Origin of the sequence: Streptomyces clavifer (assembly GCF_036345975.1) — a bacterium.
GTDB classification, from domain to species: domain Bacteria; phylum Actinomycetota; class Actinomycetes; order Streptomycetales; family Streptomycetaceae; genus Streptomyces; species Streptomyces clavifer.
Genome location: NZ_CP107793.1, coordinates 3,137,226 through 3,160,789, shown reverse-complemented (window position 1 = coordinate 3,160,789; position 23,564 = coordinate 3,137,226). Strand labels below are relative to the sequence as shown.

The 23,564-nt window shown below is 72.1% G+C and carries 20 protein-coding genes and 1 tRNA gene; 7 read left to right on the top strand and 14 right to left on the bottom strand.

Annotation, left to right across the window (positions count from 1 at the left end):
• Nucleotides 1-37: 37 nt before the first annotated feature.
• Nucleotides 38-724 carry a TetR/AcrR family transcriptional regulator gene (locus tag OG927_RS13530; RefSeq protein ID WP_056799143.1) on the bottom strand — a complete coding sequence of 229 codons (687 nt, stop codon included), beginning with the start codon at nucleotides 722-724 and terminating at the stop codon, nucleotides 38-40.
• Nucleotides 721-1,707: an acyl-CoA desaturase gene (locus tag OG927_RS13525; protein ID WP_056799140.1), complete on the bottom strand. Its 987-nt coding sequence runs from the start codon at nucleotides 1,705-1,707 to the stop codon at nucleotides 721-723. The genes OG927_RS13530 and OG927_RS13525 overlap by 4 nt, the downstream gene beginning before the upstream one ends.
• A gap of 317 nt (nucleotides 1,708-2,024) precedes the next feature.
• Between OG927_RS13525 and ppc the strand changes: the two genes are divergently transcribed.
• Nucleotides 2,025-4,754 carry a phosphoenolpyruvate carboxylase gene (gene ppc, locus OG927_RS13520; RefSeq protein ID WP_056799137.1) on the top strand — a complete coding sequence of 910 codons (2,730 nt, stop codon included), beginning with the start codon at nucleotides 2,025-2,027 and terminating at the stop codon, nucleotides 4,752-4,754.
• Between the two features lie 32 nt (nucleotides 4,755-4,786).
• Here the strand turns inward: ppc and OG927_RS13515 are convergent, their stop codons facing one another.
• The 6 genes from OG927_RS13515 to OG927_RS13490 all read right to left on the bottom strand — a co-directional run bounded on the left by OG927_RS13515 (nucleotide 4,787) and on the right by OG927_RS13490 (nucleotide 9,576).
• The gene (locus OG927_RS13515; protein ID WP_209470333.1) at nucleotides 4,787-5,257 is read right to left on the bottom strand and encodes a hypothetical protein; all 471 of its coding nucleotides are present in this window, start codon (nucleotides 5,255-5,257) and stop codon (nucleotides 4,787-4,789) included.
• Between the two features lie 75 nt (nucleotides 5,258-5,332).
• Complete coding sequence (gene pth / locus OG927_RS13510) at nucleotides 5,333-5,926, bottom strand: aminoacyl-tRNA hydrolase (RefSeq protein WP_209470334.1); 594 nt, start codon at nucleotides 5,924-5,926, stop codon at nucleotides 5,333-5,335.
• Between the two features lie 105 nt (nucleotides 5,927-6,031).
• The gene (locus tag OG927_RS13505; protein ID WP_056799127.1) at nucleotides 6,032-6,610 is read right to left on the bottom strand and encodes a 50S ribosomal protein L25/general stress protein Ctc; all 579 of its coding nucleotides are present in this window, start codon (nucleotides 6,608-6,610) and stop codon (nucleotides 6,032-6,034) included.
• Between the two features lie 200 nt (nucleotides 6,611-6,810).
• The gene (locus OG927_RS13500) at nucleotides 6,811-7,788 is read right to left on the bottom strand and encodes a ribose-phosphate diphosphokinase (RefSeq protein WP_056799124.1); all 978 of its coding nucleotides are present in this window, start codon (nucleotides 7,786-7,788) and stop codon (nucleotides 6,811-6,813) included.
• Between the two features lie 120 nt (nucleotides 7,789-7,908).
• Entirely contained in the window at nucleotides 7,909-9,396 is a 1,488-nt protein-coding gene (glmU, locus tag OG927_RS13495) for a bifunctional UDP-N-acetylglucosamine diphosphorylase/glucosamine-1-phosphate N-acetyltransferase GlmU (protein WP_079099329.1), read from the bottom strand.
• A 105-nt stretch (nucleotides 9,397-9,501) separates the two neighbouring features.
• Nucleotides 9,502-9,576: transfer RNA gene (locus OG927_RS13490), tRNA-Gln, on the bottom strand.
• Between the two features lie 458 nt (nucleotides 9,577-10,034).
• Between OG927_RS13490 and OG927_RS13485 the strand changes: the two genes are divergently transcribed.
• The gene (locus OG927_RS13485) at nucleotides 10,035-11,345 is read left to right on the top strand and encodes a sensor histidine kinase (RefSeq protein ID WP_319100982.1); all 1,311 of its coding nucleotides are present in this window, start codon (nucleotides 10,035-10,037) and stop codon (nucleotides 11,343-11,345) included.
• 93 nt (nucleotides 11,346-11,438) lie between these two features.
• Here the strand turns inward: OG927_RS13485 and OG927_RS13480 are convergent, their stop codons facing one another.
• On the bottom strand, nucleotides 11,439-11,957 hold the full coding sequence (locus OG927_RS13480; protein ID WP_056799113.1) for an SUKH-3 domain-containing protein: 519 nt from the start codon (nucleotides 11,955-11,957) through the stop codon (nucleotides 11,439-11,441).
• A 10-nt stretch (nucleotides 11,958-11,967) separates the two neighbouring features.
• The gene (locus OG927_RS13475; RefSeq protein ID WP_056799110.1) at nucleotides 11,968-12,492 is read right to left on the bottom strand and encodes a YwqJ-related putative deaminase; all 525 of its coding nucleotides are present in this window, start codon (nucleotides 12,490-12,492) and stop codon (nucleotides 11,968-11,970) included.
• A gap of 237 nt (nucleotides 12,493-12,729) precedes the next feature.
• Here OG927_RS13475 and OG927_RS13470 point away from each other — a divergent pair, with 237 nt between their 5' ends.
• The 3 genes from OG927_RS13470 to OG927_RS13460 all read left to right on the top strand — a co-directional run bounded on the left by OG927_RS13470 (nucleotide 12,730) and on the right by OG927_RS13460 (nucleotide 17,197).
• On the top strand, nucleotides 12,730-13,707 hold the full coding sequence (locus OG927_RS13470) for an SMI1/KNR4 family protein (protein WP_209470336.1): 978 nt from the start codon (nucleotides 12,730-12,732) through the stop codon (nucleotides 13,705-13,707).
• Nucleotides 13,704-16,112 (top strand): SUKH-4 family immunity protein, encoded by a 2,409-nt coding sequence (locus OG927_RS13465; RefSeq protein WP_124282100.1) that lies wholly within the window; start codon nucleotides 13,704-13,706, stop codon nucleotides 16,110-16,112. Before OG927_RS13470 ends, OG927_RS13465 begins: the two co-directional genes overlap by 4 nt.
• A 191-nt stretch (nucleotides 16,113-16,303) precedes the next feature.
• The gene (locus OG927_RS13460) at nucleotides 16,304-17,197 is read left to right on the top strand and encodes a coiled-coil domain-containing protein (protein ID WP_330320218.1); all 894 of its coding nucleotides are present in this window, start codon (nucleotides 16,304-16,306) and stop codon (nucleotides 17,195-17,197) included.
• 152 nt (nucleotides 17,198-17,349) lie between these two features.
• On the opposite strand, the gene OG927_RS13455 is transcribed toward OG927_RS13460, so the two are convergent.
• Nucleotides 17,350-17,556, bottom strand: a complete 207-nt coding sequence (locus OG927_RS13455) for a DUF397 domain-containing protein (protein WP_241191950.1) — start codon at nucleotides 17,554-17,556, stop codon at nucleotides 17,350-17,352.
• Nucleotides 17,456-18,370, bottom strand: coding sequence for a helix-turn-helix domain-containing protein (locus OG927_RS13450; RefSeq protein ID WP_330321317.1), 915 nt, complete (start codon nucleotides 18,368-18,370; stop codon nucleotides 17,456-17,458). The genes OG927_RS13455 and OG927_RS13450 overlap by 101 nt, the downstream gene beginning before the upstream one ends.
• Before the next feature lie 174 nt (nucleotides 18,371-18,544).
• On the opposite strand from OG927_RS13450, the gene OG927_RS13445 reads away from it, so the two are divergent.
• Nucleotides 18,545-19,075 carry an ATP-binding protein gene (locus OG927_RS13445; protein WP_330320217.1) on the top strand — a complete coding sequence of 177 codons (531 nt, stop codon included), beginning with the start codon at nucleotides 18,545-18,547 and terminating at the stop codon, nucleotides 19,073-19,075.
• Nucleotides 19,076-19,310: 235 nt separating this feature from the next.
• Here OG927_RS13445 and OG927_RS13440 read toward each other — a convergent pair whose 3' ends face one another.
• Nucleotides 19,311-19,763 (bottom strand): MarR family winged helix-turn-helix transcriptional regulator, encoded by a 453-nt coding sequence (locus OG927_RS13440; RefSeq protein ID WP_124282103.1) that lies wholly within the window; start codon nucleotides 19,761-19,763, stop codon nucleotides 19,311-19,313.
• Between the two features lie 186 nt (nucleotides 19,764-19,949).
• Between OG927_RS13440 and OG927_RS13435 the strand changes: the two genes are divergently transcribed.
• Nucleotides 19,950-21,407: an MFS transporter gene (locus OG927_RS13435; RefSeq protein ID WP_330320216.1), complete on the top strand. Its 1,458-nt coding sequence runs from the start codon at nucleotides 19,950-19,952 to the stop codon at nucleotides 21,405-21,407.
• A 142-nt stretch (nucleotides 21,408-21,549) separates the two neighbouring features.
• Here OG927_RS13435 and OG927_RS13430 read toward each other — a convergent pair whose 3' ends face one another.
• The gene (locus OG927_RS13430; RefSeq protein ID WP_330320215.1) at nucleotides 21,550-23,403 is read right to left on the bottom strand and encodes an MFS transporter; all 1,854 of its coding nucleotides are present in this window, start codon (nucleotides 23,401-23,403) and stop codon (nucleotides 21,550-21,552) included.
• Between the last annotated feature and the right edge of the window lie 161 nt (nucleotides 23,404-23,564).

Sequence of the window (23,564 nt, the reverse complement as noted above, 5' to 3'; positions counted from 1 at the left end):
TCCGCAGGCGTCATCACAACGGGTGACGCGCCGGGCGTCAGCTCTTGCGGTGGCCGATCAGCCGCGGCTTCGACTCCAGGTTCTCCAGCCCGTGCCAGGCCAGATTCACCAGATGAGCCGCGACCTCCGCCTTCTTGGGCTTGCGGACGTCCAGCCACCACTGGCCGGTCAGGGCGACCATGCCGACCAGGGCCTGCGCGTACAGCGGGGCCAGTTTCGGGTCGAAGCCCCGGGCCTTGAACTCCATGCCCAGGATGTCCTCGACCTGTGTCGCGATATCGCTGATCAGCGAGGCGAACGTACCCGTGGACTGCGCGACCGGGGAGTCGCGCACCAGGATCCGGAAGCCGTCCGTGTACGTCTCGATGTAGTCGAGCAGAGCGAACGCCGCCTGCTCCAGCAGCTCCCGCGGGTGACCCGCCGTGAGCGCGCCGGTCACCAGGTCCAGCAGTTGGCGCATCTCACGGTCGACCACGACGGCGTACAGGCCCTCCTTGCCCCCGAAGTGCTCGTAGACCACCGGCTTGGAGACCCCGGCGCGTGCCGCGATCTCCTCCACCGACGTGCCCTCGAAGCCCTTGTCGGCGAACAGGGTGCGGCCGATGTCCAGCAGCTGTTCGCGGCGCTCCTTGCCGGTCATCCGGACCCGCCGGGTCCGGCGGGTGGGGGCAGGCCTGCTCTTCTCGCCGCTGGTGCTTCCGTCGGTCGCCACGTCGTCAATCATGCAGGGTCGGCAGCCACGGGCTTGCGCCGGGAGTCGATACGAGAGGCATCGGGCCACCGCACGTCGTGCGCCCAGCCCGCCTGCTCGAACCAGCGGATCAGCCGGGCGCTCGAATCGATCTGTCCCCGCATCACCCCGTGCCGGGCGCTCGTCGGGTCCGCGTGGTGCAGGTTGTGCCAGGACTCGCCGCACGAGAGGACCGCCAGCCACCACACGTTCCCGGACCTGTCACGGGACTTGAAGGGGCGCTTGCCGACCGCGTGGCAGATCGAGTTGATCGACCAGGTCACATGGTGCAGCAGCGCGACGCGGACCAGGGAGCCCCAGAAGAACGCGGTGAACGCACCCCACCACGACATCGTCACCAGACCCCCGACCAGCGGCGGGATCGCCAGCGAGATGATGGTGAAGGTGAGGAAGTGACGCGAGATCGCGCGGATCGCGGGGTCCTCGACCAGGTCGGGAGCGTACTTCTGCTGCGGCGTCTGCTCCTCGTTGAACATCCAGGCGATGTGGGCCCACCACAGGCCCTTCAGCAGGGCCGGCAGGTTCTCGCCGAACCGCCACGGCGAATGCGGGTCGCCCTCGGCGTCGGAGAACCGGTGGTGCTTGCGGTGGTCGGCCACCCAGCGCACCAGCGGGCCCTCCACCGCCATCGAGCCCGCGACGGCCAGGGCGATGCGGAGCGGTCGCTTCGCCTTGAACGAACCGTGGGTGAAGTAGCGGTGGAAGCCGATGGTCACGCCGTGGCATCCGAGGTAGTACATGCCGACCAGCAGGCCCAGGTCGAGCCAGCTGACACCGCGGCCCCAGGCCAGCGGAACCGCCGCCACCAGGGCCGCGAACGGCACCACGATGAAGATCAGCAGCGCGATCTGCTCGATCGAACGCTTCTTGTCGCCGCCGAGCGTGGCGGAGGGAGGTGTGGAGCCGCCTGCCGCCGTGGGCAGGCCGTCGTCGATCACGTCGGGGCTGGTGGGCATGGGCGCGTCCCCCCGTGGGGTGAGGAAATGTGACGGAATGAGCGGTCTACGCATCCGTAACCTACGGCAACGTAAGTATGTCAGCGGGGAGGCCCGCAGTACGAGAGCGCCGCCGTCACGACCCTTGCGGCGTCAGGACCGTGCCCCCGGGACGAACCGCCCCCCAGGGCAACGAGCACGCCGGGCTCCAGGACACCTATCCTGGGTGGGTCGGACAGCGCGGTCCGCACTCTGCTTTCCCGGGGGTGACGTCAGCACCGCGACAGCCCCGGACCCCTGTGACAGAAGTGCTCAACCACTGCAAGGAGCCGCACACTGTGAGCAGTGCCGACCAGACCCCTGCCGCCGGAGCCGAACTGCGGGCCGACATCCGCCGCCTCGGTGACCTGCTGGGCGAGACCCTCGTACGCCAGGAGGGCCAGGACCTCCTCGACCTCGTCGAACGCGTCCGCGCCCTGACCCGCACCGACGGCGAGGCAGCAGCCGAGCTCCTCGGCGACACGGACCTGGAGACCGCCGCGCAGCTCGTGCGCGCCTTCTCCACGTACTTCCACCTCGCCAACGTCACCGAGCAGGTCCACCGCGCCCACGAGATGCGCGACCGCCGGGCCGCCGAGGGCGGGCTGCTCGCCCGCACCGCCGACCGGCTCAAGGACGCCGACCCCGAGCACCTGCGCGCGACCGTAAAGAACCTCAACGTACGGCCGGTCTTCACCGCCCACCCGACGGAGGCGGCGCGCCGCTCCGTGCTGAACAAGCTCCGCCGCATCGCCGAGCTCCTCGACACCCCCGTCATCGAGGCCGACCGCCGACGCCAGGACATCCGCCTGGCCGAGAACATCGACCTCATCTGGCAGACCGACGAACTCCGCGTCGTCCGCCCCGAGCCCGCCGACGAGGCCCGCAACGCCATCTACTACCTCGACGAACTCCACGCCAACGCGGTGGGCGACGTCCTGGAGGACCTGGCCGCGGAACTGGAGCGCGTCGGCGTCGAACTGCCCGCGGGTACCCGCCCGCTGACCTTCGGCACCTGGATCGGAGGCGACCGCGACGGCAACCCCAACGTGACGCCCACCGTCACCTGGAACGTGCTCATCCTCCAGCACGAGCACGGCATCACCGACGCCCTCGAACTCGTCGACCAGCTGCGCGGACTGCTCTCCAACTCCATCCGCTACACCGGAGCCACCGACGAGCTCCTCGCCTCGCTCCAGACCGACCTGGAGCTCCTGCCGGAGATCAGCCCCCGCTACAAGCGGCTGAACGCCGAGGAGCCCTACCGGCTCAAGGCCACCTGCATCCGCCAGAAGCTCGTCAACACCCGCGAGCGGCTGGCCTCCGGCACCCCGCACCGTCCCGGCTGCGACTACCTCGGCACCGCCGGGCTCATCGCCGACCTGGCCCTCATCCAGACCTCGCTGCGCGAGCACAGGGGCGGCCTGTTCGCCGACGGCCGCATGGACCGCACCATCCGCACGCTCTCCGCGTTCGGCCTGCAGCTCGCCACCATGGACGTGCGCGAGCACGCCGACGCCCACCACCACGCACTCGGCCAGCTCTTCGACCGCCTCGGCGAGGAGTCCTGGCGCTACGCCGACATGCCGCGCGACTACCGGCAGAAGCTCCTCGCCAAGGAGCTCCGGTCCCGCCGCCCGCTCGCCCCGACCCCGGCCCCGCTCGACGCCGCGGGCGAGAAGACCCTCGGCGTCTTCCACACCATCAAGGAAGCCTTCGAGCGGTTCGGCCCCGAAGTCATCGAGTCCTACATCATCTCGATGTGCCAGGGCGCCGACGACGTCTTCGCCGCCGCCGTCCTCGCCCGCGAGGCCGGACTCCTCGACCTGCACGGCGGCTGGGCCAAGATCGGCATCGTGCCGCTCCTGGAGACCACCGACGAGCTCCGCGCCGCCGACGTCATCCTCGACGAGATGCTCGCCGACCCCTCCTACCGCCGTCTCGTCTCGCTGCGCGGAGACGTCCAGGAGGTCATGCTCGGCTACTCCGACTCCTCCAAGTTCGGCGGTATCACCACCTCCCAGTGGGAGATCCACCGCGCCCAGCGCCGGCTCCGCGACGTCGCCCACCGCTACGGCGTGCGCCTCCGCCTCTTCCACGGCCGCGGTGGCACCGTGGGCCGCGGCGGCGGCCCCTCGCACGACGCGATCCTCGCGCAGCCCTGGGGCACGCTGGAGGGCGAGATCAAGGTGACCGAGCAGGGCGAGGTCATCTCCGACAAGTACCTCATCCCGGCGCTCGCCCGGGAGAACCTGGAACTGACCGTCGCGGCCACCCTCCAGGCCTCCGCGCTGCACACCGCGCCCCGCCAGTCCGACGAGGCGCTGGCCCGCTGGGACGCGGCGATGGACACCGTCTCGGACGCCGCCCACGCCGCGTACCGCAAGCTGGTCGAGGACCCCGACCTGCCGACGTACTTCCTCGCCTCCACCCCGGTGGACCAGCTCGCCGACCTGCACCTGGGCTCGCGGCCCTCCCGCCGCCCCGGCTCGGGCGTCTCGCTCGACGGCCTCCGCGCCATCCCGTGGGTCTTCGGCTGGACCCAGTCACGGCAGATCGTGCCCGGCTGGTACGGCGTCGGCTCCGGCCTCAAGGCACTGCGCGAGGCCGGTCTGGACAGCGTCCTGGAAGAGATGCACGAACAGTGGCACTTCTTCCAGAACTTCCTCTCCAACGTCGAGATGACCCTCGCCAAGACCGACCTGCGCATCGCCAGGCACTACGTCGACACCCTCGTCCCCGACGAGCTCAAGCACGTCTTCGACGACATCGAGGCCGAGCACGCGCTGACCGTCCAGGAAGTCCTCAAGGTCACCGGCAACACCGAACTGCTCGGCACCAGCCCGGTGCTCCAGCAGACCTTCGCCATCCGCGACGCCTACCTGGACCCGATCTCCTACCTCCAGGTGTCGCTGCTGGCCCGCCAGCGTCAGGCGGCCGAGCGCGGCGAGGAGCCCGACCCGCTGCTCGCCCGGGCCCTGCTGCTCACCGTGAACGGTGTCGCCGCGGGTCTGCGCAACACGGGCTGACCCCTACCGCGGAGTGAGCGGGTGCGGCCCCGTCAGAGGGCGATGAACGTCGCCGTCAGCAGGGCCGCACCCGTGATCGCCGCACCCCAGGCGGTCCGCGTCAGCCGCAGGCCGCCGCCGATCACCAGGGCGGCCAGCAGCAGCGCACCGCCCAGCGGCAGCCACGCGTGCAGGAAGCCCGGCGTCCCGGTGCGTACGACGTCACCGCTGCCGGGCTTCACCACGACGGGGAAGCGATCCCCCTTCTTCACCGCCACGGACCGCTGGATCGTCACGGCGGCCCGGTCCTGGGACTGCGCGTCGGGTGCGAACGACCCCGTGCACACGTCCTCGCCGCACCCGGTGACGGCCATGGTGCCGTGCTCGCGGCCCTTGGCCAGGACGATGTGGTGCGCGGTGTTCCAGGACGACCACGCACCCGCGACGAGCAGCAGCAGGACAATGCAGCCCGCGGCGAACGTACGGCCGTGGGCCAGCAGCCGGTGGGAGGAACTCCGCTTCATGGGGGCCGATCTTTGGGCAGAGCCATGCCCTCGGTCAACCTGTGGCCGAAAATGGCCCAAGAACCAGCTGGAATGTCAGGAGTTGTACGTGGACTGGGCCCGCTCGAGACCGTCCGCCAGCAGGCACTCCACCGAGTCCGCCGCCCGGTCGACCAGGTAGGCCAGCTCCTTGCGCTCCGTACCCGAGAAGTCCTTCAGCACGAAGTCGGCGACCTGCATCCGCCCCGGCGGGCGGCCGATCCCGAACCGGACCCGGTGGTAGTCCGGGCCCATGGCCTTCGTCATCGACTTCAGCCCGTTGTGCCCGTTGTCACCGCCGCCCAGCTTCAGCCGCAGCATGCCGAAGTCGATGTCCAGCTCGTCATGGATGGCCACGATGTGGTCCGTGGGCACCTTGTAGAAGTCGCGCAACGCGGTGACGGGCCCGCCGGACAGGTTCATGTACGACATCGGTTTGGCCAGCACCACCCGGCGGCTCGCAGGTCCGGGCGGCCCGATCCGGCCCTCCAGTACCTGCGCCTGCGCCTTCTGCGCGCGCTTGAACTTCCCGCCGATCCGCTCGGCCAGCAGGTCGGCGACCATGAACCCGACGTTGTGCCGGTTCGCCGCGTAGTCGGGGCCGGGGTTGCCGAGGCCCACGATCAGCCAGGGGTCGGTGACGTCGGACATCTGTGCTCGGTCTCCTCGCGTACGGACCAGGGGTGACAGGAAAACGGGGCGGCGGATCCCCGGAAGGGAACCGCCACCCCGTCAGTCAAGCAGGTGGGGCGAGGATCAGGCCTCGGTGGAAGCCTCCTCGGCGGGGGCCTCCTCGACCTGCGCTGCGACGACCTGGAGCACGACGGCGTCCTCGTCACCGGCGAGCACGGAGCCCTTCGGCAGCGGGATGTCCTTGGCGAGGATCGAGTCGCCGGCGTCGAGGCCCGCGATCGAGACCGTGACGGACTCGGGGATGTGGGTGGCCTCGGCCTCGACGAGCAGGGTGTTCTGCACGTACTCGAGGAGGTTGCCGCCCGGGGCCAGCTCGCCCTCGACGTGCACCGCGACCTCGACCTCGACCTTCTCGCCGCGCTTCACGGTGAGGAGGTCGACGTGCTCGATGTTGCCCTTGATGGCGTTGCGCTGGACGGCCTTCGGGATGACCAGGGCGTCCTTGCCGTCGATCTCGAGGCCGATCAGGACGTTGGCGGTGCGGAGCGCGAGCTGCAGCTCGTGGCCCGGCAGCGTGATGTGGACGGACTCGGCGCCGTGGCCGTAGACGACCGCGGGGACCTGGCCGGCGCGACGGGTACGGCGGGCAGCGCCCTTGCCGAACTCGGAACGGACCTCTGCGGCGAGCTTGATCTCGGCCATGATGCACTCCTCGTAAGGTGACGGAACTCCTGTGGTCACCCGGCCCACGACAGGCCTGCTACGAAGAGCGCGTCGATAACGGACCGCCGATCCCCATGAGCACTCATGAGAACGGCCTCCCTCGCCGAGCAACTCGCTGAGTCTACCCGGCGGGGAGGCCGCGCCCAAAGTGGATCACCCGCGGGTGACCGTCCGTCGTGTTACTCCTGCTCCTCGAAGAGGCTCGTGACCGAACCGTCCTCGAAGACCTCGCGCACCGCACGCGCGATGGTCGGCGCGATCGAGAGAACCGTGATCTTGTCGATCTCCAGCTCGCCCGGGGTCGGCAGGCTGTCGGTGAAGACGAACTCGCTGACCTTCGAGTTCTTCAGACGGTCCGCGGCCGGGCCGGACAGCACACCGTGCGTGGCGGTCACTATGACGTCCTCGGCACCGTGCGCGAACAGTGCGTCGGCGGCGGCGCAGATCGTGCCACCCGTGTCGATCATGTCGTCGACCAGGACGCAGACCCGGCCCTCGACGTTACCGACGACCTCGTGGACGCTGACCTGGTTCGGCACGTCCTTGTCGCGGCGCTTGTGGACGATCGCCAGCGGCGCGTCGAGCCGGTCGCACCAGCGGTCGGCGACACGCACGCGGCCGGCGTCCGGGGAGACGATCGTCAGCTTCGAACGGTCGACCTTGGCGCCCACGTAGTCCGCCAGGATCGGCAGCGCGAACAGGTGGTCGACCGGGCCGTCGAAGAAGCCCTGGATCTGGTCGGTGTGCAGGTCGACGGTGAGGATGCGGTCCGCACCCGCCGTCTTCATCAGGTCCGCGACCAGACGCGCCGAGATCGGCTCGCGGCCGCGGTGCTTCTTGTCCTGGCGGGCGTAGCCGTAGAACGGCACGATCACCGTGATGGACCGGGCGGACGCGCGCTTCAGCGCGTCCAGCATGATGAGCTGCTCCATGATCCACTTGTTGATCGGAGCCGTGTGGCTCTGGATCAGGAAGCAGTCGGCGCCGCGGGCGGACTCCTGGAAACGCACGTAGATCTCACCGTTGGCGAAATCGAAGGCCTTCGTCGGCACGAGACCGACACCCAGCTGGTGTGCGACCTCCTCGGCCAGCTCGGGGTGGGCGCGGCCGGAGAAGAGCATCAGTTTCTTCTCGCCGGTCGTCTTGATCCCGGTCACAGCACAGTCTCCTCAGACGTGTATCTGGCACCGCGCGCATGAGTCCCGATGTGCGACGAGCCAGCCGAAATGGGGTGAGCATCTATCACGGTACGCCGCCTCAGGCGCACCTGTTTCCGGTCAGCTTTCGCCGTCGGTCTCCCCGGCGGCGGCCTGAGCGGCCTGTGCGGCCGCGCTGCCGGGACGCTTCCGGGCCACCCAGCCCTCGATATTCCGCTGCTGGCCCCGGGCGACGGCGAGCGAACCGGCGGGCACGTCCTTGGTGATGACCGAACCGGCCGCCGTGTAAACGCCGTCCCCGACCGTGACAGGCGCCACAAACATATTGTCCGCACCGGTCCGGCAGTGGGAGCCGATCGTGGTGTGGTGCTTGGCCTCGCCGTCGTAGTTAACGAACACGCTGGCGGCACCGATGTTGGTGTGGTCGCCGATCGTCGCGTCACCGACGTAGCTCAGGTGCGGGACCTTGGTGCCCTCGCCGATCGTGGTGTTCTTCAGCTCCACGTACGCCCCGGCCTTGGCCTTCGCGCCCATGCGCGTGCCCGGCCGCAGGTAGGCGTACGGGCCGACCGTCGCACCGGGGCCCACCTCGGCGCCGTTCGCGACCGTGTTGTCCACCCGCGCGCCCGCGTGCACGACGGTGTCCGTCAGCCGGGAGTTCGGTCCGACCTCGGCGTCCTCGGCGAGGTGCGTCGTCCCCAGCAGCTGCGTGCCCGGGTGCACGACCGCGTCCCGCTCGTACGTCACCGTCGCGTCGATCAGCGTCGACGCCGGGTCCACGACCGTCACGCCGGCCAGCATGGCGCGCTCCAGCAGGCGCTCGTTGAGCAGCCGCCGGGCCTCGGCCAGCTGCAGCCGGTTGTTGATGCCCAGGATCTCCCGGTGGTCGCCCGCCACCGAGGCGCCCACCCGGTGGCCCGCCTCGCGCAGGATCGACAGCACGTCGGTGAGGTACTCCTCGCCCTGGCTGTTGTCCGTGCGCACCTTGCCGAGCGCGTCACCGAGCAGCCGGCCGTCGAAGGCGAACACCCCGGAGTTGATCTCCCGGATCGCGCGCTGCTCCTCGGTGGCGTCCTTGTGCTCGACGATCCCGGTCACCGCTCCGGTCGCCGCGTCGCGGACGATCCGGCCGTAGCCGGTGGAGTCCGGGACCTCGGCGGTCAGCACGGTGACGGCGTTCGCATCGGCGGCGTGGGTGGCGGCGAGCGCGGAGAGGGTCTCGCCGGAGAGCAGCGGGGTGTCGCCGCAGACGACGATCACGGTGCCCTCGACGGTGCCGCCGAGCTCCTCGAGCCCCATGCGCACGGCGTGCCCGGTGCCGTTCTGCTGGGCCTGGAACGCGGTGCGTACGGGGGTGTCCCCGGCGGAGAGGTGCGCGGTGACCTGCTCGCTCGCGTGGCCCACGACCACGACGAGGTCCTCGGGGCCGAGCTCGCGGGAAGCGGCGACGACATGTCCGACGAGTGAGCGCCCGGAGATCTCGTGCAGGACCTTGGGGGTCTTCGACTTCATCCGGGTGCCCTCGCCCGCCGCGAGGACGACGACGGCTGCCGGTGGGGCGTCCCCCGACCGAGCGGAGCCGAGGACTTGAGGAGTGGTGGCGCTCACGGATGTGCCCTTCGGCTTCGGGTGGTGGACATCCGCAGGATACCGGGGGTGTTTCGGCACGAAACGAGCGCGGGCCCCGACCGATGAGGTCGGGGCCCGCGTGGGTGGCTCCCCCACCAGGACTTGAACCCGGACAAATAGCACCAAAAGCTACTGTGCTGCCAATTACACCATGGGGGAATGAGCGGACGGCTCTTCAGTCCGCTCGATCGGCATCCAACACTATGCCGTACCGGGCCCCCTTCGCGCGACGGCAGAAGCCCGGCGCTCCGGGGCGCTCGGGTGGCCGGGCAACCCCGGTGGGCCCCAACGGTGTTCGTCCCGCGCTTCCCGGGTGCCGCTCCCGCGAGGGCGTCCGCCGCGAGGCGGACGCGGGTGCCGCCCCGAGCCACCCCGTGCGGCTCCGCGGCGGTGGCTCCCGCGCCGCCCTCCGGCGCGCGAACGCCGCGCCGCCCGCCGGTGCGTGCATGCCGTTCCCGACGTCGTGCGACGGGCGCCCGGAATGAGGGCGTCCGGATCGAAAGTGCGCTCGATTCACCGGATCGTGGGATCTGTCGGGCTTTGCGGCACGGCCCGTCACGTTCCGTGCTGGCGGAGTCCCCGGAAAATGGGATGCGCCCGCCCGTAGTCTGGATGCCATGACCGCAACGGGGGCAGACCGGGAAGCGGCGGGACCGACCACCCGCGGCTACTGGTGGTGGGAGCGGCGGCGCAGTGTCGCCCTGGACGTGGGACTGGCGCTGGTTTCGGCGCTGGAGTGTGCGCTGGAGGGGGTGGAGTTCGCCGGGGTCACCGGGCTGCCGGTGCCGGTGGCGGTGGTCTTCGGGCTGCTGGCCGGATCGGTGCTGGTGGTGCGACGGCGCTGGCCGATCGCCGTCGTGCTGCTGACGATCGCGATGACGCCCGCCGAGATGGGCTTCCTGATGACGCTGGTCGGCCTCTACACGCTGGCGGCCTCGGACGTGCCGCGCAGGATCACCGTCGTCCTGACGGGAATGACGCTCGTCGGCACGTTCATCGTCACCTATGTACGGCTGCGGCAGAGCGTCACCGCGAACGTCGACTTCGGACCGGGCGACTGGTACGTGCCGCTGATGTCCGTCTTCATGGCCCTCGGGCTGACGGCTCCGGCCGTGCTCTTCGGCCTCTACATCGGGGCGCGGCGGCGGCTCATGGAGAGCCTGCGGGAGCGGGCCGACTCGCTGGAGCGGGAGCTGTCGCTCCTGGCGGACCGGGCCGAGGAGCGGGCCGAGTGGGCGCGTACGGAGGAGCGGGGCAGGATCGCCCGCGAGATGCACGACGTGGTCGCGCACCGGGTCAGCCTGATGGTGGTGCACGCGGCCGCGCTCCAGGCGGTGGCGCCCAAGGACCCGGCCAAGGCGGTGCGCAACGCGGCGCTGGTCGGTGACATGGGCCGGCAGGCGCTGACGGAGCTGCGGGAGATGCTCGGGGTCCTGCGGAGCGGGGACGCGCTCGTGGCCCCTCCGGCGGGCCGGGTACCGCTGGCCTCGGTGGGCCGGGCGGCGGCCGCGGCAGCCGCCGCGGCCGCGGAGGACGGGCCGCGGCTGCGCGAGGTGGAGGCGCTCGTGGCGCAGTCCCGGGAGGCGGGGATGACGGTCGAGCTCTCCGTCGACGGCGAGCTGCGCCCGTACGCCCCCGAGGTCGAGCAGACGGCGTACCGGGTGGTGCAGGAGGCCCTGACGAACGTGCACAAGCACGCGGCGGGTGCGAAGACGTGGGTGCGGCTGGCGCACCGCGGGGCCGAGGTCGCGATGCAGGTGGAGAACGGCCCGACGGACGGGGTCACGGCGGACGCGGGGCTCCCGAGCGGCGGCAACGGCCTGGTGGGGATGCGCGAGCGGGTGGTGGCCCTGGGCGGCGTATTCGTCTCGGGCCCGACGGAGGCAGGAGGCTACCGAGTCTCCGCAGTCCTCCCCGCAGCCCTCTGACCCCCGGCCGTTGGGAGATTACGGACGCCCATATGGGGACATAAGACCCGGTCGCCTGTCCGTAGGCTCCCAACGCCCGTCAGGCGCCGCCCGTCAGCCGGAGGTGAGGCGTTCCGGTTGGGCGCCGGTCACCAGGGTTCCGAGGGCCCGGTCGATGTCCGATCCGAGGTACCAGTCCCCGGTGTGGTCGATCGAGTAGACCCGCCCCTCGCTGTCGATGGCGAGCACCGCCTGCCCGTCCCCCTCCTCGCCCAGCGGTGCGACCTCGGTGCGCAGGGCGCGGCCCAGGTCCCCGAGCGTCCGGGCGAGGTGCAGTCCGCTCAGCGGGTCGATGCGCACCGCCGCCGGCGCGATCTGCCGGCCGGGTGCCGACGCGGTGATGCGGAGGCCGCCGAACTCCGCCCACGCCTCGACCGCCGCCGGGAAGACCGCGTGCTGGTGTCCGGCGGGCGAGGCGTGGGAGCGAAGGGCGTCCGCCCACTCCTCGGCCTGCCGGATGTCCCAGCGTCCCGGCTCCCAGCCGGCCTGCCGCAGAGCGGCGTCGACGGCGACGGGGAAACGGGTGGAGGAGGTGCGGTCCTGCTGGGCGGGGACTTCGGTTCGGTTGTGCATCGCTGTGTGCTCAGCCCTTCTCGGCGGCGGTCGCCGCACCGGCGGCGGTGAGGTCGACGGGGCGTACGCCGAAGTGGGCGAGCATCTCCGTGCAGGAGCGGCAGGGGCGCGCGTAGCTGCCGTGCAGCGGGTCGCCGTCCTCGCGGATGTGCCGGGCGGTGAGCCGGGCGTGCTTGAGGGCGCGCCGGGCCTCCCCGTTGGTGAGGGGCTTGCGCTGGGCGCGCTTGGAGCGGCTGCCGTCGGCCGCGGTGAGCTGGCGGGAGAGCAGTATCGCCTCGGGGCAGCGGCCGGTGAAGCGCTCGCGCTGGCCGCTGGCGAGGGTGTCCAGGAAGTCCTGGACGAGTGGGTGGAGCACCGGCGGCCGGTCGCCCTTGCCGGCGGTGCAGGTCAGTGTCTCGCCGCGTACGGACAGCGCCGCGGCCACGGCCGGCAGGATGCCGTCGCGGCGGTGGTGCAGTTGTGGCGCGCGGCTGGGTTCGGTGGTGCTCCAGCTGAGTCGCGGATCTCCGGATGTGACTGTTTGTGCAGAGTGCATGGTGTGGACATCCCTCCCGCAATCCCCCGAGTTGCGGGGGACAGCCTGCCAAATGTGCAGGGTGGTGGGGAAGCTGGGGCGATGAAACGCGTCTTCGTGTCGCGGCCCGGTCGCCCGATCGTCGCATCACCGTCACGCGACGGTGACGTTCAGTGAAGGGATGCGGAGGAGCGGGAGCCCCTGTTGCGCCACCGCATAGGCTGTGCGGAACACCAGACGCAGCAGGGGGCAACCGCCATGACGACAGGTCGGCTCGGGCAGCAATCCGCGCCACCGAACGCGGCCTACGCCGGGCAGCTCGTGCACTTCCCGGACCCGGTCCGGGCGTCCCGCCATCCCAGGGGTGTGCGCGTGGACGAGAACGGCTTCCCGGTGCTTTCGCCGTACGCGCGCGCTGCCGCGGAGATCGCCGATCCTCCGCCGGGATTCGGTATCGACGAGCTGCGGCTCACGGACTACGTGTCGGCGAACGCGGCCATGGCTGCGAGCGGGCACGAGCTGTGGGACACGATTCCGGCGGTGGCCACTCCGCACGGCTGGACGTGGCACCACGTGGCGGGCGGCCGGCGGATGGAGCTCGTCCCCGTCGAGGTGAAGGCGCTGCTGCGTCACCACGGCGGCCTGGCGACGACCCCGGTGGACCAGGACCGGCGGGGCACCCGGCCGCTGCAGGAGACCAGGCCCGCCCACTTCCGTCTGCCCAAGGGCGCGGTGGCGGTGAGCGAGCAGCAGGTGCTGAGCGTCGAGGAGGACCTCGGCTACCGGCTTCCCGGTGCGTACCGCTCGTTCCTGAAGGCGGCCGGCGGTTCGGCCCCGGTCGGCGCGGCGCTGGACGCGGAGCTCGGCCTGCTGGTCGACCAGCCGTTCTTCACGGTGCGCGAACAGGCCGGCGTGAACGACCTGGTGTACGTCAACAAGTGCCTGCGGGACCACTTCACGAAGGACTACCTGGGCGTCTGCTTCGTCCAGGGCGGCATCGTCGCCGTGAAGGTGCGGGGCAGCGACGTGGGCTCCGTGTGGTTCTGCCCGTACGACGACGCCAGGGACCAGGACGGCTGGAGCGTGCAGGAGCGTGTGGAACGGCTTCTGCTGCCCTGCGGTGCGGACTTCGACGCCTTCCTCCAGCGGCTCGCGGGCAACCCCCCGGAGCTGGAGACCGTGGCGAACCTGATGGTGGACGGCGGCTTCGCGCAGGCCGTCCCGGTGGAGGGGTGAGCGCGGTGGTGACTTTCGCGCAGGCACAGGAGCGGGCGGACGAGTGGGTCAACGGTGACGTGCCCGCCTACCAGCACCGTGAGGTGCGGGTCCGTGAGTTCGAGCTGGGCTTCGTGGTGTGGTCCGAGGACCGGCCGGAGGGCCCCGTCTCGGACGGCGGCCGTCAGCGGCTGGTGATCGCCCGTGACAGCGGGGAGGCCACGCTGTGGCCGGGGCTGCCCGTCGGCGAGGTCATCCGGCGGTACGAGGAGGAGTACGGGGCGTCCGCCGCGGCGCCGTCCGCTCCGGAGCCGCCGCAGCGCATCGATCTGAATCAGACGTCGTTCCTGCTGACCCCGCCGGAGTGGCTCCAGGAGGCGGCGGACAAGCTGGGCATCCCGGACCGGCGGGCGGAGCGGGACACGCCCCCGTCACCCGCGCCGGTCCCCACTTCCGCTCCTGCGGGACCGGCCGGCTCGGGGGCGACCCCGTGGCCGGCCGCGGGCGGACAGCGTGACTACGAGCCCACCGCGTCCGACGGCGTTCCCGCGGGGGCGACCCCGTGGGCCGGTACGGACACGAACGCGGATTCGGAGGACGGTGCGGTGGCGCTCCCGGCGACGGTGTTCGCGCCGCCGCTCTCCGGTTCGGACGACGAGGGGCCCCCGCCGGTCGTGCCGGCCGAGGCGCCCACGGCCCTGATGTCGGGGGGCAGCCAGCTGCCCCGGACCGCGGTGGTCCCCGGGCTGAACCCCCGGGACGGCGCCCCGGGCACCCCTCCGGGAGCCCCCGCGGCTCCTGCCGCGCCGTCGGCTCCGGGAACCGGTGCGGGCGACATCGCGGACGCGGCGACGAGCAAGGCCGCCGTGCCGCCGCGCGGTGCGCGCGGCACCGGCTCGACGCCTCCTCCGCCGCCGGGTGCCCCCGGCATTCCGGGGGCCCGGCCCGGTGCGACTCCGCCGCCGTCGGGACCGGGTACGGCCGGTGGGTACGTCCCGACGCAGCTCGTCTCCCAGCTCGGTCCGCCCGGCGCTCCGCAGCCGCCCGCCCCTCCCGGTCCCCCCGGCCCTCCCGGGGCGACGCCGCCCCCGGGCGGTGGGATGCACCACGCCGCGACGATGTTCTCCGACGCGAGCATCGGCGGCCCGAACGCGCTGCGGCCTCCGGGTCCGCCCGGCCCGCCCGGGGCTCCCGGCGTGCCGCAGCCTCCCGGTCCGCCCGGTGTCCCCGGTGCGTCGCAGCAGCCCGCTCCTCCCGGACCGCCCGGCCCTCCCGGGGCCACGCCGCCCGCCGGTGCCGGGGCGCATCACGCCGAGACCATGTTCGCGGGTCAGGGGCCGGCAGGCCCCGGGGCCCCGCAGCCGCCCGGTCCGCCCGGCCCGCCTCCCGGCGTGCAGGGCCCGCACACGCCGCCGCCCCCGGCCTACGGCTATCCGCAGCAGCCGCCCGGTCAGCCGACGGTGGGTCCGGGCTACCAGGCGGTGCTGCGCTTCCGGGCGCCCGACGGCAGTGAGCAGCAGCTGATCCGGCGTTCGGCGCCGGGTACGCCGCATCCCGAATGGCAGATGCTGCACGAGCTGCGCGGGATGAACGTCCCGCCGCAGCAGGTCATCGAGCTGCACACGGAGCTGGCCTCCTGCGAGCTGCCCGGCGGTTACTGCGCGCGGATGATCCGGGAGACCTGGCCGCAGGTCCGGATCACGAGCGTCGCCCCGTACGGCACGGATCAGGCGAGCCGCCAGCAGGGCATGCAGCACCTGCTGACGCATCAGGGCGAGCTGCACCAGGTCGCCGACGGTCCCGCGCGCCCGGCTCCCGTGCGGGCGCCGCTGCCGCAGATGCCGCCCGCCATGGCCCTGCCGCCGGAAGCGCTGGCCGAGGAACTGCTGGGGGCCTTCGGTCCCCAGGGTGTGCTCCGCTTCGACCAGCGGGCGGTGTCCCGCCAGGGCGTGCCCGAGATCGTGGCGCGGACGCTGGTGTGGGCCGGTCTGCCGGCCGACTTCGGTCCGTTCTTCTGGGCGCAGCCGGGTCACCCGGTGGTGCCGACGCTGGCGGAGCTGGCGACGCAGCGACAGGTGCAGCCGGCCTCGGACGCCGGTTCGTATCTGGTGATGGGGTCGGACTTCGGCCGGGCGATCTGCGTGCAGTACGGCACGGCGAACATCGTCGCCGTACCCGTCGAGGCGGGTCCCGGTGGGCAGCCCGTGCCGCCGCAGTTCGTGAACACGGGACTGCCGGAGTTCGTGCGGTCGATGGCACTGCTGGGCCGGATGTGGCGGCTGCGTTTCGGGCTGAACCCCGAGCAGGCGGGCCGTTGGACGGTCGATTTCCAGGCGCAGTTGGTGGCACTGGATCCGGCGGCGCTGGCGTCGCCGGAGAGCTGGTGGTCGGTTCTGCTGGAGCAGATGTGGGACGGACTGCTCTGACCTGACCCGTTGTGTGCAGGACGCCCGGGCCCCTTGGGGGACCGGGCGTCCTGTGCGTCCGGGGTCTGTGATGCCTGTCGCTTCCGTCTTGAAAGGGACTGATCGATTCCGACTTCCGGCACCAATTGCCGCATCCTTGACGTATTGCTTGGTGGTCGCGGAATCGGAGAGCGGGAGAGAGGGCTTCAGGGATGAGTGGTGGACCGGTGTCCGCGTACGACTTCGTCGGTGTACGGGGGCGTGGTTACCGCCCGGAGCAGGTCGACCGCACCGTGGCCGCCCTGTCGGCGGAGCGGGACGGGGCCCTGGACCGGCTCTCCCGCCTGACAGCCCTGGCCGAGGAGCTGACGGCCGAATCGGCTCGGCTGGGCGAGGCGGTGGCCTCGCTCGCGCCGCAGACGTATGTCTCGCTGGGGGAGCGGGCCCAGCAGATACTCGCCCTCGCCGAGGCCGAGGCCGAGGCCGCCCGCGGGGCGGCGCTGGAGGACGCGCAGGAGCTGCGGGACGCCGCGGACGCGGAGGGCCGCGCCCTCCGCGGGGCGGCGCGCGAGGACGCCGAAGGTGTGCGGGCGGCCGCCGATGCCCACGCGGAGGAGGTGCTGGCCGCGGCGCGGGGCGAGGCCGAGGGCTTCATCGAGGAAGCGCGCGCGGAGGCCGGCGCCCTGCGCGGGGCCGCCGAGGCGGAGATGGCGGAGACCCGTCGTCGTACGGCCGGTGTGCTGGCCCATCAGGAGAAGGAGCATGCCGAGCGGGGCAAGGCCGCGGAGGCGGAGACCGCCCGGGCCGAGGCCGCCGTGGCTGCGCGGGAGGCGGAGCTGACGGCGCGGGCCGAGGCGCTGCTGGAGCAGGCACGGCGTGAACTCTCGGAGACGGAGGAGGCGGCCCGGCACGGCCAGGAGGACGCCGAGGCGCAGGCCGCGGAGCTGCTCTCGGGGGCGCGGGTCGCCGAGGAGCGGGTGGTCCGGGAGACCGAGCGGGTGCTGCGGGAGCACGAGGAGGGTCGTGAGGAGGTGCGGGCGCACATGGCGCACGTACGCAGCTCACTGGCGGCGCTCACCGGGCGTACGGCTCCGGCGGAGGACTGACGGAGGACCGAGTGGCGCCGCCGGCCCGGGGCACCGGGCGGCACGCCCCGTGCACGCGGCCCGGCGGGGGCCCTTTCCGCGCGGCCAGGGTGTCCTCGATCGAGGACGGGCCGAATCTCCCGGTCGCTCGCGCGGCGGGCGGATGGCGTCCGCTACTGCCTGCCGGAGCGGAAGCGCCGGTTCTGCTGCAACGCGCCTATGAAGGAGGTCCAGGAGCCGGCGGGGAAAGCCAGCGCCGGGCCGAGGGCGTTCTTGCTGTCACGGACGGGGACGAGGCCGGGGAATCCGTCCGCCGTCTCGACGCAGTTGCCCCCTTCCTGATTGCTGTAGCTGCTTCTGCGCCAGGCGGCGGCGGTCAGATCGGGACGGGACACTCGCTTCATGGTGGTCGTCCTCCATCGCGGATCGGATCACGTCGAGCGACATGAGAGGGGGCAGCGCAGCTGCCCGGAGCCGATCGTAGGTCACCGCGAAGCTCCTGACCTCTTCCGGATCCTCGATCAACTGGCCGTAGTGGGCGCCCTCCGTGTAGCCGATCTCCGCGCCGTCAGGCAGGACCAGGACGGTCAGGGAGCCGCCCAGGGCATCGTGCTCGCCCTGGGTGAACGGCAGCACCTGCACGGTGATGTGAGGTTCTTCGGCCGTGGCCAGCAATCGTGCCAGTTGAGCTCGCATGGCTGCCGGGCCGCCCACCGGGCGTCGGAGCACGGCTTCGTCGAGGACCACCCACAGCTCGGGGCGATCGGCCGCCGCCAGGCGTTCTTGGCGCTGCAGTCGTGCCGACAGCCGCTCCTCCAGATGCTCTTCACTCCTGAGCGTGCGTCCGACACGCAGCAGTGCCCGGCCGTACTCCTCGGTCTGCAACAGGCCCGGCACGACGTGAGCGGCGTACTCGTGGATCGCCACCGCCCGAGCCGAGTGGCCCATGAACGCCCGCGCCCAGTCCGGGAACGCCTCCCGGTAGACGTACGGCCACAGGTCGATCAGGAGGTGGTCCGCCACCAACGCGGCGTCCAGGGCCCGTGCCAGCTCCAAGGAGGGCTTGGCGCCGGACGACCGCTCGATCTGGGTGATCCGGGTGCTCACGACATGCGTCATCCTGCCCAGCTCGGCCTGGGTCAGCCCGGCCGCCGTGCGGAGTCTGCGCACCCGTGAGCCGAAGAGCGCGGCCATCGACTGTTGGGGGTCGGGCGCCCTGTCCACGGCGTTTCCGGGCTTACGGGCAGGAAGGTAATGCTTCGTCACCTTCCGAGCGTAGGCGTGCCGATCGATCCTTGACTGCGGAACGCAGCGAATTCCGCACTCTGTGGAATGCGCGGGGAACGGCTGAACGGGACGGGTCGCATCATGCTCGAGGAAGTATCCGCGCCGGACGGCGGGCCGCAGCGGTGGACGGGTGGGGACCCTCGTGCGGAAGGGGAGGAGGCACCGGCGTCCGGGGAGGCCCTGCGGCACTTCTTCTCCCGTCAGTTCCCCTCCCATGCCCGTGGTGCGCAGCTCGCCCGGCGGGCAACCGTGAGGCACCTGGGCGAGTGGGGGTTCCCGTCGGCGTCGGAGGTCTCCTGCACCGTCGCCCTGGTCGTCGCCGAGCTGACGGCCAACGCGGTGTGCCACGGCCGGGTCCGTGGCCGGAACTTCCTCCTGAGCGTGATCTACGACGTGGGCGCCCCGTGCGTTCGGGTCGAGGTCTCGGACGCCCGCCGGGAGCTGCCGTCGGCCGTGCCGTCCAGGCCTGCCGACGACGAGGAGTCGGGGCGCGGACTGGTCCTCGTCGGAGCGCTGGCCGCGCGGTGGGGAACCCACCCTCGTATCCCTGTGGGGAAGACGGTGTGGGCGGAGTGCCCCGTGGCTCCCGGGCCCGTCGCCGCCCGGACGTGATGCGACGGCGGGCCGGTCGTCCTCGACCGGCCGTCGGCCGATTCCACCCGGACCGGGGTCGCCGTCACCGGGCGGGCGGCCGGGCCCCGGTCCTGGCCTGGGGTGATGCCGACCGAGGGCTCCCCGGGCGCTGTCCGGGCGGGCCCGCCCGGTGTCGAGCTCGGGGCGTGGCGGAGACGGATTCCCGGACGGCCCGGAGCCCGGGCCGCGGGCGAGCCGTGAGCGCCGCCCGGGGTCACGGGCGCGGCCAGGGGCGCATGGAGAGGTCCTCGATGCCGGTGTTGAAGCGTTTGAGGTAGTCGGCGAAGGCGGCGATGTCCTCGTCCGGCCAGTCCTTCATGACCCGGTCCAGGGAGCGGACCACACGCTCACGTTCCTCGTCGAGCAGGTGTGCGCCCGCGTCGGTGATGCGGAACTTACGGGCCATGCCGCCCTCGGGGTCGGCGATGCGTTCCGCGAGTCCGGCGCGCATCGCGGCGGCGGTCTGCCGGTTGAGGGTGGAGGCGTCGAGGCCGAAGGCGTCGCTCAACTCGCCTACGGACATGGGGCCCTGGACTCGTATGCGGCTCAGGATGATGTAGGCGCTGCGTTCCATGAGGGCGTTCTTGTGGCGTCCGCCCCGGTGGGCGAGGCCGTGGCGTCCGAGCAGCATCTGCTCGTACTCGACCTCGTAGGTAGGTCTGGCCATGGGTGTCGCCTCCTGCTCGCGGGCCGGGGTCGGCCCGCATCGGTCCTTCCTGATCCCGGGGCCCGCTCCCATGATCCCACACGATGTGCATGAGACACATAACGTGCATGACACATTCGACATGTACGATGCACATCGCTCTCCCCATTGGGACGGCGAGCAGACGATCATCAAGGAGCCCACTTCATGGATGCCCCCCGGCCGACAGCCAGATCGGGTGGCGTGGTCGCCACCCTGGCCCTCGCAGGCACCGTGGCAGCGATCATGCAGACCCTGGTCACCCCGCTCATCGCGGAACTGCCGCAGCTCCTCGACACCACGGCCTCGAACGCCACCTGGGTGATCACCGTCACCCTGCTGGTCTCCGCGGTGTGCGTGCCGATCTCCGGACGTCTGGGCGACCTGCTGGGCAAGCGCCGGATGCTGATCGCGTGCGCGGTGCCCCTGGTCGTGGGCTCGGTGGTCTGCGCCCTGTCGTCCACCGTGGTCCCGATGATCGTCGGCCGCGGCCTCCAGGGCATGGGGATGGGCATGGTGCCCCTCGGCATCTCCCTGCTGCGTGACGTCGTGCCGAAGGAGAAGCTGAGCTCGTCCATCGCACTGGTCAGCGCCTCCATGGGCATCGGCGGCGCCCTCGGCCTGCCGATCGCCTCGGCGGTCGCCCAGTACGCGAACTGGCGGGTGCTGTTCTGGGGCTCCGCCGTCCTGGCCCTCGTCGTCTCCGTGCTGATCTGGTTCCTGATCCCGGACGTCCCGGCCGGTGCACGGGGGCAGCGCTTCGACGTGCCCGGCGCCCTCGGCCTGGCCGTCGGTCTGGTCTGCCTGCTGCTCGCCATCTCCAAGGGCGCCGAATGGGGCTGGGCCTCCACGACGACGATCGGCCTGCTCACCGCCTCCGTCGTGGCGCTCCTCGTGTGGGGCTTCTGGGAGCTGCGCACCAAGGACCCGCTGGTCGACCTGCGCACCACGGCCCGCCCCCGGGTGCTGATCACCAACATCGCGTCGCTCTTCGTCGGCTTCGGCATGTACGCGGGCATGCTGATCGCCCCGCAGCTCCTGCAGTTCCCGGAGGCCACCGGCTACGGTCTGGGCCAGTCCATGCTCGCCGCGGGCCTCTGGATGGCACCCGGCGGCGTCATGATGATGCTCATCTCCCCGCTCGGCGGAAAGCTCACGGACGCCCGCGGTCCCAAGTTCACCCTCATCTGCGGTGTGCTGGTCATCGCTGCGGCCTACGGCCTGGGGGTCCTGCTGATGGGCTCGGCCTGGGGCCTGATGCTGTTCCTCATGGTCAGCAGCAGTGGCGTCGGTCTCGCCTACGGCGCGATGCCCGCCCTGATCATGAGCTCCGTCCCGGCGTCCGAGACGGCCGCCGCCAACGGGTTCAACACCCTCATGCGCGCGCTCGGCACCTCGATCGGCGCTGCGGTGATCGGCGCGATCCTGTCCCAGATGACCACCACCACGGGTGGCTTCACCCTCACCTCCGAGGAGGGGTTCCGCACAGGTCTGGTCTTCGGCTGCGGTGTCGCCCTGCTCGCCGTCGCCATCGCGTCGTTCATCCCGGCCGTCCGCGGGTCCGCCGGCACCGGCGGGAAGACCGACGAGCCCGCCGCCCCGGAGGTGGCCGCCGCCAAGGCCTGACGCACACCGTCCGTACCGCGCACGCTGCCGCCCGGCGGCCGGCCCCGAGGGGGTCGGCGCCGGGCGGCAGCGTGCCGGGGCCGGTACGCCGCGGGGGAGCGGAGCCGGGGCAGGAGGCGCGTGCGCCGTGTGCTGCGGCTGCTCAGCCGCCCGCCGGCTTCGGCGCGGGGGGAGCGCTCTCGTGCTCGGCGAGGACCGGGAAGCGGCGCGGCGCGACGAGGACGAGCACCAGCAGGGCGAGCACGGCGGCCCCCGCGGCGCCGACGAACACGTGGTCCACGGCGGTGTCGACGGCCCGGCGCAGCGCGTCCGTCGCTGCGGCGGAGAGGGCCGCCGGGTCCTCCAGGGCGTGCGAGACCGCGTCCAGGTCGTCCGGGAGCCCGGGGAGGGGCGAGGCGGCCAGCCGGGAGGCGAGCACCCCGTTGGCGATGGCGCCGAAGAGTGCGGCGCCCACGCTCTGTCCGACCTGGCGGCAGAAGAGTACGGACGCCGTCGTCGTCCCCCGCTCGGACCAGCCGACCGTGGACTGGACCCCGACGATCAGCGGGAGCTGGAAGAGTCCGAGCGCCGCGCCGAGCAGCAGCATGAGCAGGGCGGGCTGCCATGCGGCCCCGGGGAAGGGCAGCAGCGGGAAGGCGGCCAGGACCAGCAGGGCGCCGGTCATGCCGATGATCGCGGTGCGCCGGAAGCCGATGCGGTTGTAGACCCGGTCGGCGAGCGCCGCGGACACGGGCCAGCTCAGCGTCATGACGGAGAGGACGAAACCAGCGGCTATCGGTCCCAGGCCGAGGACCGACTGGGCGTACGTCGGGAGGAAGACGGTCGGCGCGACCATCAGGAGCCCCATCGCGCCCAGGGCCAGGTTGACCGAGGCGATGGTGCGCCGCCGCCACACCCAGCCGGGGATGACCGGTTCGGCGGCCCGCCGCTCGATCACGACGGTCAGGCCGGCGAGCACGGCGGTGGCCCCGAGCAGTCCGAGTGAGGGGGCGGACAGCCAGGGCCAGGCGACTCCGCCCTGGACCAGTGCCGTCAGCAGGAGCGCGCCGGTGGCGAAGACCGCGAGGGCGCCCGCCCAGTCGATGCGCGGACGGACGGCGGGGCGCGGCCGGGCCGGTTCGTGGAGGTGGCAGACCACCAGCCAGAGGGCGACCGCGCCGACCGGCAGATTGATCAGGAAGATCCAGCGCCAGTCGGCGTAGGTGGCGAGCAGTCCGCCGACGGCCGGGCCCGCGACGGCCGATGCGGCCCAGACCGTCGACAGCCTGGCCTGGATCTTCGGGCGTTCCTTGAGCGGGTAGAGGTCGGCGGCGATGGTCTGCACCGTGCCCTGGAGGGCTCCGCCGCCGAGACCCTGGACGACGCGGAAGGCGATGAGCGCGGCCATGTTCCAGGCGGCGGCGCAGAGGAGGGAACCGGCCAGGAAGAGGATGATGCCGGCGACGAGGACCGGCTTGCGGCCGAAGGTGTCGGAGAGCTTCCCGTAGACCGGCAGGGTGACCGTCACGGCGAGCAGGTAGCCGGAGAAGAGCCAGGAGAAGACGGCGAAGCCGCCGAGGTCGCCGACGATCTGCGGGACGGCGGTCGCGACGATGGTGCCGTCGATGGCGGCGAGACCCATCCCGAGCATCAGCGCGGCGACCACGGGGCGGCGGCTGCGGGCTGTGGCGGCTGCTCCGGCCGCCGCCCCGGGTGCGGTCGGCTCTCCCGGACGGGACGCCGGTGGTGGGCCTGCCGCGGCTCCCGGGCCGGTGACCGCTCCCGAGTCGGCAACCGCTCCCGGGCCGGTAACCGCTCCCTGACGGGCTGCGGCTCCGGGGTCTGCGACAGCTGGTGCGCCTGCCGGGGCTCCTGCACCTGCTGCGGCTCCCGGACCGGCAACAGCCCCTGGACGGGCTGCCGGTGACGGTCCGTCGCGCCGCATGCCGCCCGCACCGCCCGCACCGCCCGTGCTGTCCACGCCGCCCGCGCTGTCCGTGCCGCCGGTGCCGCCCACGGGGATTCCCTTCCCTATGCATCTAGTTTCCGGGGGTCACTGTCTCACCCGCCGATGACCGGGCGACAGCGGGCGGCCGAGGGGTGAGACCCCCGTGGGATCCCCTAGCCCGGCCTCCTCCCCGGGGCCGAGACCCCTAGGGGGAGCTCCGTACTCCTGCC

Excerpts from the sequence above, each read along its gene's own strand:
- OG927_RS13530 (WP_056799143.1), bottom strand. The coding sequence starts at position 724 with ATGATTGACGACGTGGCGACCGACGGAAGCACCAGCGGCGAGAAGAGC.
- OG927_RS13525 (WP_056799140.1), bottom strand. The coding sequence starts at position 1,707 with ATGCCCACCAGCCCCGACGTGATCGACGACGGCCTGCCCACGGCGGCA.
- OG927_RS13515 (WP_209470333.1), bottom strand. The coding sequence starts at position 5,257 with ATGAAGCGGAGTTCCTCCCACCGGCTGCTGGCCCACGGCCGTACGTTC.
- pth (WP_209470334.1), bottom strand. The coding sequence starts at position 5,926 with ATGTCCGACGTCACCGACCCCTGGCTGATCGTGGGCCTCGGCAACCCC.
- OG927_RS13505 (WP_056799127.1), bottom strand. The coding sequence starts at position 6,610 with ATGGCCGAGATCAAGCTCGCCGCAGAGGTCCGTTCCGAGTTCGGCAAG.
- OG927_RS13485 (WP_319100982.1), top strand. The coding sequence starts at position 10,035 with ATGACCGCAACGGGGGCAGACCGGGAAGCGGCGGGACCGACCACCCGC.
- OG927_RS13480 (WP_056799113.1), bottom strand. The coding sequence starts at position 11,957 with ATGCACAACCGAACCGAAGTCCCCGCCCAGCAGGACCGCACCTCCTCC.
- OG927_RS13475 (WP_056799110.1), bottom strand. The coding sequence starts at position 12,492 with ATGCACTCTGCACAAACAGTCACATCCGGAGATCCGCGACTCAGCTGG.
- OG927_RS13470 (WP_209470336.1), top strand. The coding sequence starts at position 12,730 with ATGACGACAGGTCGGCTCGGGCAGCAATCCGCGCCACCGAACGCGGCC.
- OG927_RS13460 (WP_330320218.1), top strand. The coding sequence starts at position 16,304 with ATGAGTGGTGGACCGGTGTCCGCGTACGACTTCGTCGGTGTACGGGGG.
- OG927_RS13450 (WP_330321317.1), bottom strand. The coding sequence starts at position 18,370 with ATGGCCGCGCTCTTCGGCTCACGGGTGCGCAGACTCCGCACGGCGGCC.
- OG927_RS13445 (WP_330320217.1), top strand. The coding sequence starts at position 18,545 with ATGCTCGAGGAAGTATCCGCGCCGGACGGCGGGCCGCAGCGGTGGACG.
- OG927_RS13440 (WP_124282103.1), bottom strand. The coding sequence starts at position 19,763 with ATGGCCAGACCTACCTACGAGGTCGAGTACGAGCAGATGCTGCTCGGA.
- OG927_RS13435 (WP_330320216.1), top strand. The coding sequence starts at position 19,950 with ATGGATGCCCCCCGGCCGACAGCCAGATCGGGTGGCGTGGTCGCCACC.